13 protein-coding genes are annotated in these 12,706 nt (G+C 66.6%); 7 read left to right on the top strand and 6 right to left on the bottom strand.

All coding sequences use genetic code 11. The features are described 5' to 3' along the window. Window positions 1–18: 18 nt before the first annotated feature. Window positions 19–873 carry a hypothetical protein gene (locus tag AC56LK_RS05350; protein WP_497183538.1) on the top strand — a complete coding sequence of 285 codons (855 nt, stop codon included), beginning with the start codon at window positions 19–21 and terminating at the stop codon, window positions 871–873. A 1-nt stretch (window position 874) separates the two neighbouring features. Here AC56LK_RS05350 and AC56LK_RS05345 read toward each other — a convergent pair whose 3' ends face one another. After that, entirely contained in the window at window positions 875–1,900 is a 1,026-nt protein-coding gene (locus AC56LK_RS05345; RefSeq protein WP_497183537.1) for an asparaginase, read from the bottom strand. 364 nt (window positions 1,901–2,264) lie between these two features. Here AC56LK_RS05345 and AC56LK_RS05340 point away from each other — a divergent pair, with 364 nt between their 5' ends. After that, a complete protein-coding gene (locus tag AC56LK_RS05340) occupies window positions 2,265–2,660 on the top strand; it encodes a hypothetical protein (protein WP_497183536.1) in 396 nt (131 codons plus the stop codon). Here the strand turns inward: AC56LK_RS05340 and AC56LK_RS05335 are convergent. Next, the gene (locus tag AC56LK_RS05335; RefSeq protein WP_497183535.1) at window positions 2,646–3,512 is read right to left on the bottom strand and encodes a pirin family protein; all 867 of its coding nucleotides are present in this window, start codon (window positions 3,510–3,512) and stop codon (window positions 2,646–2,648) included. The genes AC56LK_RS05340 and AC56LK_RS05335 overlap by 15 nt on opposite strands. A gap of 105 nt (window positions 3,513–3,617) precedes the next feature. Here AC56LK_RS05335 and AC56LK_RS05330 point away from each other — a divergent pair, with 105 nt between their 5' ends. From AC56LK_RS05330 to AC56LK_RS05310, 5 genes are all read left to right on the top strand, one after another. Next, window positions 3,618–5,132, top strand: a complete 1,515-nt coding sequence (locus tag AC56LK_RS05330) for a dipeptidase (protein WP_497183534.1) — start codon at window positions 3,618–3,620, stop codon at window positions 5,130–5,132. A 385-nt stretch (window positions 5,133–5,517) separates the two neighbouring features. Beyond that, window positions 5,518–6,624, top strand: coding sequence for a galactose-1-phosphate uridylyltransferase (gene galT / locus AC56LK_RS05325; protein ID WP_497183533.1), 1,107 nt, complete (start codon window positions 5,518–5,520; stop codon window positions 6,622–6,624). After that, entirely contained in the window at window positions 6,621–7,742 is a 1,122-nt protein-coding gene (locus tag AC56LK_RS05320; protein ID WP_497183532.1) for a M24 family metallopeptidase, read from the top strand. The genes galT and AC56LK_RS05320 overlap by 4 nt, the downstream gene beginning before the upstream one ends. After that, complete coding sequence (gene galK / locus AC56LK_RS05315) at window positions 7,739–8,827, top strand: galactokinase (protein WP_497183531.1); 1,089 nt, start codon at window positions 7,739–7,741, stop codon at window positions 8,825–8,827. Before AC56LK_RS05320 ends, galK begins: the two co-directional genes overlap by 4 nt. Continuing rightward, on the top strand, window positions 8,824–10,650 hold the full coding sequence (locus tag AC56LK_RS05310; RefSeq protein ID WP_497183530.1) for a glycoside hydrolase family 2 protein: 1,827 nt from the start codon (window positions 8,824–8,826) through the stop codon (window positions 10,648–10,650). The genes galK and AC56LK_RS05310 overlap by 4 nt, the downstream gene beginning before the upstream one ends. A gap of 65 nt (window positions 10,651–10,715) precedes the next feature. Here the strand turns inward: AC56LK_RS05310 and AC56LK_RS05305 are convergent, their stop codons facing one another. The 4 genes from AC56LK_RS05305 to AC56LK_RS05290 all read right to left on the bottom strand — a co-directional run. Then, a complete protein-coding gene (locus AC56LK_RS05305; protein WP_497183529.1) occupies window positions 10,716–11,273 on the bottom strand; it encodes a hypothetical protein in 558 nt (185 codons plus the stop codon). Between the two features lie 159 nt (window positions 11,274–11,432). Further along, entirely contained in the window at window positions 11,433–11,834 is a 402-nt protein-coding gene (locus AC56LK_RS05300; RefSeq protein ID WP_497183528.1) for a VanZ family protein, read from the bottom strand. Window positions 11,835–11,918: 84 nt separating this feature from the next. Next, window positions 11,919–12,239 (bottom strand): hypothetical protein, encoded by a 321-nt coding sequence (locus AC56LK_RS05295; protein WP_497183527.1) that lies wholly within the window; start codon window positions 12,237–12,239, stop codon window positions 11,919–11,921. Window positions 12,240–12,592: 353 nt separating this feature from the next. Next, on the bottom strand, window positions 12,593–12,706 hold a 114-nt coding region (locus tag AC56LK_RS05290; protein ID WP_497183945.1), incomplete at its 5' end, for a transposase.

The following is a 12,706-nucleotide window of genomic DNA, read 5'->3' as shown; positions in this document are numbered from 1 at the left end:
CGGGAAGGGGAGGATGCCATGGCCGACGTGGCGCTGATCGCGGTGCACGGAATGGGGGAAACCCCGCCCACCTATGCCGACGGCCTGATGGCAGGCCTGCGCGGGCAGTTGGGGGCGCTGGCGGGACGGGTGGTGATGCGTTCCGTGTATTACCAGAAGATTTTGCAGGACAACCAGAACTATATCTGGGAGCGCACCCGCGAGCACAGCACCGTGCGCTACGCCGACCTGCGCAAGTTCGTGCTGTACGGCTTCGGCGACGCGGCCGGCCTGGAGAACCGCAAGGAGATTCCCGGCTCGGTCTACGAGCTGGCCCAGGGCGAGATCGCCAAGACCATGCTGTCGGCGCACGCCGCGCGGCCGGGCGTACCGGTGGTGTTCGTGGCGCAGTCGCTCGGCTGCCAGGTCCTGTCGAGCTATATCTACGACGCCCAGAAGGCGGCGAAACGGCAGCCGGTCAGCGCCGGCATCTGGCGCAACATCGATGCCTGGGCGAGCAGCACGCTGGACCGCCCGCTGACCGAGAGCGAAAAGACCTTCCTCGGCGCCGGCACCTGCGCCGCCCTGGTCACGACCGGCTGCAACATTCCGGTCTTCGTGGCCGCGCACAAGATCATGCATATCGTCCCGATCGACCGGCCGACCCCGCATTTCAGGTGGGTCAATTACTACGACCCGGACGACGTGCTGGGCTGGCCGCTGCAGCCGCTGCCGGGCTACCACGCGCTGGCGGAAGACCGCGTCGTCAACGCCAGCGGCGGCGTCGCCAGCCTGCTGCTGCGCAGCTGGAACCCGCTCGCCCACAACAGCTACTGGGACGACGCCACGGTGGTCGAGGGCATCGCGGCCATGCTGCGCCGCCTGGTCGGCTGAATCAGTTCGCCGGCGCCAGCCTGAACAGGGTGCGGATGTCGCCCGCCACCATGCTGCGCGCATTCATGATCGGCGGCTGGCGGTAGGGCTCGAGCCGGGCGCGCCCTGCTTCGTCGAGCAGGCCGAGCTGGTCGAGCACGGCGTACACCGCCGGGTGCAGGGCGCGGCTGTTGCCGTCCGCGATCTTGACCGCGATGCCCAGGCCCGCCGAGCGGATGCCGATCGCCTGCACCGCGTCGGCGCCGATCTTCGCCACCCAGTCGCCGCCGCCGGCGCGCATCCACGCCAGGTCGGTGCGCCCCATGCCCGAGACCATGTCCGGCCGCGCCGTCATCGCATCGAACAGCAGGCCCATGGCGCCGCCCAGTTGCGGGTCGGCGCATCCCTGCGCGAGCCGCGCATACAGGTGGGCGAGGCTGGACAGCGGCAGCGCGTAGTTCGGCGCCGAGCAGCCGTCGAGCCCGACCGGCATGCGCTCGGCCGGGATCCCCACGGCCTGCGCCAGCGCGGCGCGGATCGCCTGCTGCAGCGGATGGCTGCGCTCGACGTAGCCGCGCGTTGGCGCGCCATGCAGGCGGCACCATGCCAGGAAGCCGCTGTGCTTGCCCGAGCAGTTGTGGTGCAGCGGCGTCCAGTCGCGGTCGGTCGGCGCCTGCTGGCCGGTGAACTCGTAGAACAGCGGCGTGGCGCAGCCGCATTCCAGGTGGCCGGGATCGAGGCCGATCTTGTCGAGGATAGCGCGCACGCCCGCGAGGTGCATCTCTTCGCCCGAGTGGCTGGCGCACAGCAGCGCCATCTCGTCGCGGCTCAGGCCGAAGCGGGCAGGGCCGTCGGACAGGATGAAGGGCAGGGCCTGGAAGGGCTTGAGCGCCGAGCGCGTGAAGGTCGGGTAGTGCGGGTCGCCCGCCGCATACAGCAGACGGCCGTGGACGTCGACGACCGCGATCGAACCAAGGTGCACGTTCTCGATCACATTACCGGTATCGGGGTAGCCGCGTGTGGTGGCGACGAGGGGGATCGCTTGCATGGAATGTCTTGGCGAGTGAAAACAGCCTTACTTTAAGGTATTGCGCGGCATGCAGACGCACGTTCCGTCACAGCAGTTTTCGCCCGTCAATTCAGGCTGTATGAGACATCTGTACGGCGTGCAGACGTCGACCGCAGGCACGCATATGCATCTCCCGTCTGGTCTCGATTTTACGCATTTCGTCACGCGTTTTCGGCGTTCCAGCACATGTCGCTTGAGCGGCCGCGGCGCATCGCTACACTTCCCTCATCGCCAGACAAACACAGATAAACGCTGGCGAATCTGAACAACGTGGACCGCGCGGCGCGTGCATCGAAGCCGCACAGGTCCGACAATCAATTCGACCTGAAAGGAAGTACCCATCATGCGCACCAAACTCCTGCTGGCAGCCGCCGCCACCTTCGTCACCCTGAGCGTCAGCGCCGCACCGCAAGCCGATGCCGGGCGCGTCACCGTCGTCGGCGCCCAGCCGAAACAGACCCAGATGGCGCCTTTCATGTTCGACAACGTGCAGGGCCGCTACGACCTCGAGGATGGCCGCATGCTGACCGTCACCGGCAAGGTCGACGGCCGCAACCGTACCCTGTACGCCGACCTCGGCGACGGCCCGGTCGAGATCGTCCACATCGGCAAGAATCGCTTCGTCGCCATGAACAAGGACATGCGCCTGGCCTTCGAGCGTCCGGACAGCCGCCGCCTGCCGGACACCGTGCGCATCAGCACCCTGGCCGGCCGCCAGGTCGCACTAGCCCAGCGCTGAGCCGAAGCGCCCGGCCTGGTAATCGCTGATGGCCTGCGCGATCTCCTCGCGCGTGGTCATCACGAAGGGGCCGTGCGACACCACCGGTTCCCCGATCGGGTCGGCATGGCCGAACACCAGGACCGCGTCATGGATGGCGCGGATCTCGACCGTGTCGCCGGTCTCGTCCAGCTCCACCAGGTGCATCGGGCTGACCAGGTCGGCGTGGTTGCCTACCTGGACCACTCCGCGCGCGACGTAGAGGAAGACGTTGCGCCCATTCAGTCCGCCGAAACGGATGCTGCCGCCGGCCCGCATCTCCAGCGTGCTCATGAAGACTCCGGTGAGCGAGCGCACCGGTCCCGCGTGGCCTTCCCATGCCCCCGCAATCAGGTTCAGCGTCACCCGTCCGCCGTCCGCCGGCAGGGCCGGGATATCCGCGCGCTGCAGGCCGGTGTAGGCGGGTTCGCTCATCTTCAGGCGCGAGGGCAGGTTGACCCATAGCTGCAGGATCTCGATCGGGCCGCCGCGCTCGAGGAATTCGCGCGGCGAGACTTCCGCATGCACGATGCCGCGCCCGGCCGTCATCCATTGCACGCCGCCGGCATGGATCACGCTTTCGTGGCCGGCATTGTCGCGGTGGGCCAGGCTGCCTTCGAGGATGAAGGTGACGGTCTCGAAGCCGCGGTGCGGGTGCGGGCCGAAGGGCAGGCCGCGGTTATGCGGCGGATAGGTCTGCGGGCCGTGGTGGTTGAGGAAGAGAAAGGGATCGATCTGGTCGACGAGGCGGCCGGGCAGCGGGCGCTGCGTGATCAGGTCGCCGATATCGTCGCGCATCGCAGGGTGCAGGCGGTGGACGGCTCGAGCGGTCATGGCGGAAAGCTCCAGAGGTTTGTGGGCATCACGATACACGAAAGATGCTGTGCTAGACTCTTTGCGTTTAAGCAAGTCAAGTTTTTGCACTGGAGACGGCTCACCATGATTCGACAAACACTGCTTGCCAGCCTGCTGCTGGCTTCCTTCGCGATGCCGGCTAGCGCGGCGAACAAACCCCCGAGCGAGGTTGCGGTCAAGACCGCCAAGTATGCGGTGACCACCTACCGCAAGGACATCGTCGACACCCTGGCCAGGCTGGTGAGCTACAACACGGTGGCCGACAAGGACGTCCCGTCCGACAAGGACCCGGTCCACATCGCCTTCAAGGAAGCGCTGAAGTCCGAAGCCGAGCGCCTGGGCCTGGACTACGCCGACCACGGCTGGACCGTGATCATCGGCCTGGGACAAGGCACGGAACGGGTCGGCGTGGTCACCCACGGCGACGTCCAGCCGGTCGATCCGGGCAAGTGGAAGAAGTCGCCCTTCGTGCTGGACCGCACGAGCGAGCCGGGCAAGCTGCTGGCGCGCGGCGCCGAGGACGACAAGGGCCCGATCGCCACAGCGCTGTATGCGATGAAGTCGATCCGCGACAAGGGTGTGCCGCTGTCCAGGCGCATCGAGCTGTACGTGTACATGGGTGAAGAGTCCGACTGGGCGCCGCTGGTCGAGTTCCTGAAGACCCGCCAGCCGCCCCAGGTCAACATCACGCTCGACGCCGAATACCCGGCGGTGACGGCCGAGAAGGGCTATGGCACGGTCGCCGTGACGGTGCCGAAGGCCGGCGCTGTGGCGGCGCCGGAAGGCCAGCCCTACATGGCCGAATTCGGCGGCGGCTTCTTCGGCAGCCAGATCCCCGAGGACGCCAATGCGGTGATCGCCAACGCCACCCCGGACATCGAAAAGGCGGTGCGGGCCCGCGGCGCAAAGCAGGAAGGCATGCAGTACAGCTTCAGCTGGCAGGGCAGCAGTCTCGCCATCAAGGCCAAGGGGGTGTCGGCCCATTCGTCCAAGCCGGAAGACGGCGTCAACGCGGTCAGCATGCTGGCCGACGCGCTGGCCGTGCGCCCATGGGCCAACACGACCGCCGGCGGCGTGGTCAACTTCCTCAACGAGATGGTCGGCACCGGCATCTATGGCGAGAAGTTCGGCAGCATCGCCTACCGCGACAGCTTCATGGGCCCGATGACCTTCGCCCCGACCGTGATCAAGCAGCGTGACGATGGCATCGAGGTCTCGATCAACATGCGCCGCCCGCAGGGCAAGACCAGCGAACAGCTGACAGCCGAGGTCAGTGCCGCGCTGGCGCAATGGCAGGCGCGCCAGCTGCCGCTGGCGAATGTCGGCGTGCGCATCGGCGACCCGTGGGTGCAGAAGAATGCGCCCCACCTGCCGACCTTGATGAACGTGTTTTCCTACTTCACCGGCATGAAGAACCCGCAACCGGTGGCGGTCGGCGGCGGCACCAATTCGCGCCTGTTCCCGGGCGCGGTGAGCTTCGGCCCGACCATGCCGGGCAAGGTCTATACCGGCCATTCGGAGCACGAGTTCATCACCGAGAAGCAGTTGCTGCTGAACCTGCAGATGTACACGGCGGTGCTGGTCGAACTCGCAAAGTAAGACCACCAGCAAGGCAGCACCGCAGCATCCAGCCCCGGCACCGTCCGGGGTTTTTTTCGCCCGCTCCATCCTGTTGGGCTCGTAGGTGTTTGACGCGCCGAAATGTGTAAATAATTCTAATCATGCTGTAGGACTGGACTTACAAGGCAGCCCTGCCCTTGGGGGGGCGAAAACCGCTTCCCCTAGAGGCGACAGGGCAGGCTGCGGCCTGTGCCGCATCCCCCGGACGGCATTGCGTTGACAGCCGGAAAATGCACCAGTTCTAGAGGGAAAATGTGGCGAAAACAGCATGATAGGATCGTCGCTACGAACCGCGAGCAGACCGGGGCACCCGGTGCCTGCTTGCGCTCGTTGCTTACCCTAAGCCCGACATTTTTTGGATGCCATGCACAGCAAAGATCTCAAGAAGCCGGACGGACGCAACATCACCTTGTACAGCCAGCAGCCGATCCCGGACGGGATCCTTGCGCCCAGCCCCTTCGCCGATCCCCAGCATGCCAATCCCCACCTGCGCTGGCATCCGCTGCGCGGCGAGTGGGTGACCTTCGCCGCCTTCCGCCAGAACCGCACCTACCAGCCGCCGCCCCAGTACAACCCGCTGGCGCCGATGAGCGATCCGCAGCACCCCACCGAGATGCCGGCCGGTGACTACGAAATCGCCGTGTTCGACAACCGCTTTCCTTCGCTGGCGCTGGAGTCGCACGACCCGCCCAGCGTGACGGTGCCGACCGCGCCCGCCAACGGCCACTGCGAAGTGGTGGTGTTCACCCAGGACCCGCAAGCCGCGCTGGCCTCGCTGCCGCTGTCGCGCATCGAACTGCTGCTGTCGGTATGGGGCGACCGGACCGCGCGTATCGGCAGCCGGCAGCACATCCATTACGTGCTGCCATTTGAAAACCGCGGCGCCGAGGTCGGCGTGACCCTGCACCATCCGCACGGCCAGATCTATGCCTATCCCTTCGTGCCGGCGGTGCCGGCGCGCATGCTGGCGCAGGAGCGCGAGTACTTCCTGCAGCACGGCACCAGCCTGCTGTGCGACATGGCGCGCGACGAAGCCGCGGACGGCAAGCGTGTGCTGTACCAGGACGACGAGGCGATCGCCTTCGTGCCGGCCTGCGCGCGCTACCCCTACGAGGTGTGGGTGATGCCGAGCCGGCCGTGCAAGGATTTCGCGGCGCTCACGCCGCCGCAGCGTGCAAGCCTGGCGCGCGCGCTCAAGACCGTGCTGCTCAAGTACGAAGCCTTGTGGAACCGCCCCTTCCCCTACCTGATGGCCTGGTACCAGGCGCCCACCGACGGCGCCGGCCATCCGGAGACCCAGCTGCATGCCCAGTTCTATCCGCCCTACCGGACCAGGGACCGCCTGAAGTACCTGGCCGGCACCGAGCTGGCGGCCGGCATGTTCGCGATGGACGTGCTGCCCGAGACCACCGCCTACGAACTGCAGCAGGTGGAGGTCATCCTCGCCGAAGGCGCCGGGGTGCACGCATGAACGGCCAATTGCAACGCAGCGCCGAAGTCGCGGACAAGCTGGCGCTGCTGCGCTCCCAGCTGGCCGCGGCGGGCGCGGGGGCGATCCGCCTGCGCGGCGTCGACTGGTTCGCCTGGGTGACGGCAGGCGGCTCGAGCGCCGTGCTGCAGACCACCGACGGCGGCGTGGCCGAGGTCCTGGTCACGCCGGAAGAAGCCTGCATCCTGACCGACGCCATCGAAGCCGAGCGCCTGCGCACCGAGGAGCTGCCCGCGGGCTTCACCTTCCACATCGAGCCCTGGGCCGAGCCGGAGCTGCGCGAACGCTACGTGCAGAACGCCGCGGCCGGCCGGAGCATCCTGTCCGACCGCCCCGGAAACGGGAACGGCGCCGCCTCCGGCGAACTGCCGCTGCCGAATGCGCTGCGCCAGCGCCGCATGGTGCTCGGCCCCGACGAAGGTGCACGCTACCGCGTGCTGGGACGCGAGGCGGCCGAGGCGATGAGCGAGGTGCTGCGCCGCGCGCGCCCCGACTGGACCGAATACCAGCTGGCGGGCGCCGGCGCGGAAGCCTTGTGGCGGCGCGGCATCCATCCGGCACTGGTGCTGGCCGCCGGCGAACGGCGCCTGCCGGCCTACCGCCATCCGACCCCGACCAACGAGCCGATCGGCGCACGCGCCATGCTGGTGTTCTGCGCGCGCCGCCACGGCCTGTACGCCAACCTGACCCGCTTCGTGAGCTTTGGTCCGGCACCCATCGATGAGCAGCGCGCGCTGATGGACGTCGAAGCCACCGGCCTGGCGGCGATCCAGCCGGGCAAGTCGCTGTCGGCCGTGTACCACGCGCTCGAAGCGGCCTACAAGCATGCCGACCGCGAAGCGGCGATCCGCGAGCACCACCAGGGCGGCATCACCGGCTATCGGGCGCGCGAGATCGTCGCCGGCCCCAGCACCGCGACGCTGCTGGAAGAGGGCATGGCCTTTGCGTTCAATCCGAGCTTCGCGGGCGTCAAGATCGAAGACACTTTCCTGCTCGGCCCCGACGGGCTCGAGAACCTCACGTTCGACCCCGGCTGGCCGGCGGCGGACGTACATGGCCGCAAGCGGCCCCTTTGGCTGGAGGCGCAAGCATCATCATGATGAACACCGACACCTTCTTCGGCGGCGCGCCTGAAGTGAACGCGTCGGCCCCCGGGCGCGTCAACCTGCTCGGCGAGCATACCGACTACAACGACGGCTTCATGCTGCCGGTGGCAACCCCGCAGCGCACGCTGGTGGCGATGAGCCGCAGCGGCGACGAGCATTTCCACTTCTACTCGCCTACTTTCGACAACACCGTCACCTTTGCCCAGGACGGCAACGCGCCGCAGGGCTACGGCAGCTACATCGAGGGCTGCATCCGGCTGGTCCAGGCCGAGGGCATGGAGGTGCCGCCGCTGCGCGTCTACATCACCACCGACCTGCCGGTCGGCTCGGGCCTGTCGTCCTCGGCGGCGCTCGAGGTGGCGACCCTGCGCGCCATGCGCGCGCTGCTCGGCTTCGAACTGGACGACGTCAAGCTGGCGCGCATCGCGCAGCGCGCCGAGATCGAGTACGCGCACGTGAACTGCGGGATCATGGACCAGATGGCGTCCAGCCTGTGCGACGAGGACAACATGCTGTTCATCGACGCACGCACGCTGGAGCACCGCCTGGTCAAGATGCCCCCTGGCACCGAGCTGATCGTGGTCGACTCGGGCGTGGCGCGCAAGCTTGCGGCCAGCAAGTACAACGAGCGCCGCGCCGAGTGCGAAGAGGCCTCGCGCAAGCTGGGCGTACAGGCGCTGCGCGACGTGCAGGACCCGGCCTCGGTGGAACGCCTGCCCTCGCCGATGCGCGAGCGCGCCCGCCACGTGGTCCTCGAAAACCTGCGTGTGCTGGAAGCGGCGCAGGGCGTGAGCGCCGAACGCTTCGGCGAACTGATGAATGCCTCGCACTTCAGCCTGCGCGACGACTATGAAGTCTCGATCCCCGAGCTGGATGCCTTGTGCGAGGCACTGCGCGCCGCTCCCGGCGTACTTGGAGCGCGCCTGACCGGCGCCGGCTTCGGCGGGGCCTGCGTGGCCTTGTGCCGTGCCGGGCAGGCGCAGGAAGCTGCCGCCGCCGCGTTGGCGGCCTACAACAAGAACGGACGACAGGGCCGGATCCTGGTTCCGGTTCCGACTGAACAGAAAGGACAACAATGAATCAGTTTGAATACCCCCGTCCCCAATTGGTACGCGACAACTGGATCAACCTCAACGGCAAATGGCGCTTCACCTTCGACGACGAGCTGCGCTATGCACAGCCGGAAGACGTCGCCGAGTGGACCCATGAAATCAATGTGCCCTTCGCCGTCGAGACCGAGCTGAGCGGCATCCAGGACACCGGTTTCCACCGCGCGGTGTGGTACCAGCGCGAGTTCGAGATCATGCCGAACCACAAGCGCACCATCCTGCATTTCGGCGCAGTCGACTATGCCGCGCGGGTCTGGGTCAACGGCCGCCTGGTGGCCGAGCACGAGGGTGGCCACACTCCTTTCCAGGCCGACATCACCGGCTCCATGAACGCCGACGGCAAGCAGGTGGTGACCGTGTTCGTCGAAGACGATCCGGCCGACCTGGCCAAGCCGCGCGGCAAGCAGGACTGGCTGCTCGAACCGCACTCGATCTGGTATCCGCGCACCACCGGCATCTGGCAGACCGTGTGGGTCGAGCAGGTGGAAGACACCTACATCGCCTCGCTGCGCTGGACGCCGATCTTCGAGACCTACGAGATCGGCTGCGAGGTGTTCGCGGCCGGCCACACCCAGCAGGAGCTGTTCGTCGAGGTCAAGATCTGGCACGGCGACCAGCTGCTGGCGGACGACTACTACAAGCTGCTGCAGGGCGAGGCGAACCGCAAGATCGCGCTGTCCGACCCCGGCATCGACGATTCGCGCAACGAGATCCTCTGGAGCCCGGAACGCCCGACCCTGCTGGATGCCGAGGTGACCCTGCGCTGCGGCGACCGGGTGCTCGACCGCATCCGCTCGTACACGGCGCTGCGCTCGGTCTCGATCAACCGCGACCGCTTCATGCTCAACGGCCGTCCCTACCAGCTGCGCCTGGTCCTCGACCAGGGTTACTGGCCCGAATCCTTCATGACGGCGCCGTCCGACCAGCACCTGAAGCGCGACGTCGAACTGGTCAAGCTGATGGGCTTCAACGGCGTGCGCAAGCACCAGAAGATCGAAGACCCGCGCTTCCTCTACTGGGCCGACAAGCTCGGCCTGCTGGTGTGGGAAGAGATGCCTTCGGCCTACCGCTTCAGCTCGCGCGCCATCACGCGCATGGTGCGCGAATGGACCGAAGCGATCCAGCGCGACTACAGCCACCCCTGCATCATCGTGTGGGTGGCCTTCAACGAATCCTGGGGCGTGCCGAACCTGACCCTGACCCAGGCGCACCGCAACGCGGTCGAGGCGCTGTACCACCTGACGCGCACGCTCGACTCGACCCGGCCGGTGATCGGTAACGACGGCTGGGAAGCCTCGGCCACCGACATCCTCGGCATCCACGACTACGACTGCGATCCGGAAAAGCTGCAGGCGCGCTATGCCGTCACCGACCCGGTGCGGACCCTGTTCGATCAGCGGCGTCCGGGCGGCCGCATCCTGACCCTGGACGGCTTCCCGCACCGCGGCCAGCCGATCGTGCTGACCGAGTTCGGCGGCATCGCCTACGATCCGAAGCAGAATCCGGATGCCGACAAGACCACCTGGGGCTATTCGCGGGCGCACTCGTCCGAGAGCTATTTGTCGCTGTACCGCGACCTCCTGAGGGTGGTGAACGAGACCTTCATGTTCAGCGGCTTCTGCTATACGCAGTTCACCGACACTTTCCAGGAAGCGAACGGCCTGCTCAACGCCGACCGTACGCCGAAGCTGCCGCTGGAGGTGATCAGTGCCGCCACGCGCAACGTCACGCTGCAGCGTAAGGAGATCGAAGCAGAAGGAGATGGCTTGCCTGGCGGAACGGGCATGCCTTGATCGCGTGCAGGGCTGACGAACGACGCGCACCAGCGATGGTGCGCGTTTTTGATTGTGAGGCCTGCCTAGCGCTGGATGACGCCGCTGGTGACGTTCACGCGGTCGCCGCTGCGGAAATCCGGCGTGGTGTCCTGGGTAATGACCTGGGAGCTGCCGTCATCCATGCGTACCGTGACCCGGTAGCTGTTCGTGCTGGCGGTCGCGCCGCTCGAGCCCGTGCTGCCGGTGGCGCCGGAGCTGCCCGAGCTCGCGCGCGGGATGACCTCGATCGCAAGGACCGTGCTGTTCGGCGGGGAGCTGGCCGCTGTCGAGCTGCCGGACTGGTCCCAGCCGGTCGATCCGCTGGTGCCGCTGGTGCCAGAGCTGCCCGAGGTGCCGGTGCCCATGGTGCCCGTGCTGCTCGAGCTGCCGCTGCTGCCGGTGGGGTTGCCGGACGCATCGGTGGCGCTGCCGGAGCCGTAGCTGGTGGAGCCGCCGGTGCCGGTTGCGCCGCTGGTGCCGCTCGAACCGCCCGAGGTGGCGCCGTTCGGTGACTCGCCGCCGCGCATGCCGGCGCACCCGGCCAGGCCCAGCGATACAGCCAGCAAGCCCGCCAGGAGCATGCTCTGGTGTGTGTGCTTCATGATCAACTCCTTATGGTGGATGTTTGTTCGAATGCGTGACGATGTCATGCCACTGGAGTGAGAGGCGGGAAGTGCGTCAGCGTTCCAGCTGACTCGGGTTCGGCCTGAGCTGAATCAAGGTGGTTATTGGTCCGGCGGATTTTTCCGCGGCAAGAAGGGTCAGAGCGGGCGCACGACCTCTTGCCGAGGCACCAACACCGCCAGCAGGGTGCTGGCCAGCAGCGCCGCGCTGACGTCGATCATCCAGTCGCCCACGGCGCCCGTGCGGTAGGGCAGGAAGCTCTGCACCAGCTCGTCGCCGGCGCCCAACAGCGCGATCGCCAGCACGGCCTTGGCGGCGCGCGCCGGGCCGCTTCCCGCGCTGCCGAGGAACCACAGCATGGACAGGAAAGCGTAGGTCAGGCCATGCAGCACCACGCCGGGCGCGAATTCGCCCACCTCGGCACGGGCCCCGGGGATCGAGCCGACGACGACCACGCCCGCATACAGCAGCAGGGCGGTCGTGATGCGGGCGAAACGCAGGCGGGGATCGAGCAACAGGAGCGACAGGAAAGCAGGCATGGCGGAAGTACGTCGGGCAAATGCCAACGATACCATGCCAGGAATTTTCCGGTCACACCTGCCGGTGACCCGGCGGCCGACGGCTCAGATCGACAGCGCGGAAGCGCCGTTCGTATAGTGGGCGTCGAAGCAGCTTTCGCAATCGGCGCAGAAGAGGTGGGCCATGCGCACGCTGTTTTGCCGCAGCACGAGTTTCAGGTGGGTGTGCCGGCACTTGGGACAGATTTCGCGCACGCTGCCGAAGGTCAACAGGTTCAGCGGAACGCTCTCGTCGTCGAGGTGGTCGATGACGGCCAAGGGATTCAGTTCGCTCAGCACGAGGTCATCGCCCACCTGATGCTGATGGCGGCGGCAAGCGGCCGATTCGAGCGGATCTGCGTAGGTCTCGGATGCACGTAGATTCATAGGACAGGCTCCCTTGTATCGTAATGTCTCCGCAACCCTGCGGATGAGAAAAGTGCAGGGCGGGAGCTTCATCATAGCCAAATCCCGGGCAGCTTCAAGCTCTGCCGGAAGATTTTTATTGGTGTGTTGCCAATACGAAGAAAAAAATGCCCGTCAGGAACTGACGGGCACAACCCAAGATCGGGACAAGAGACGTAATCGGGTTGGTGTGTTGCACCCCGGTGCAGCACACCTGCTGCCATCACGCATATCGGTTGCGTGTATCGCAGTGATTCAAAGTATATGGGCTGATTGTGACCATGCCGTGACAGTAATCAAACGAGAACCAAAGCGCGATGAACCAAAAAAAAGGTTCATCGCACTTTCCCGGGGAACGCATCCTTGATTTTCAGGAAGAAGTAGGATGCGTCTTGAAATCCGTAGGCCATGCGCTTGATGACCTTGATGCGATTGTTGACGCCTTCCAG

Source organism: Telluria sp. ZB4P36 (assembly GCF_059685865.1).
This window is presented reverse-complemented; position numbering and strand designations above follow the sequence as displayed.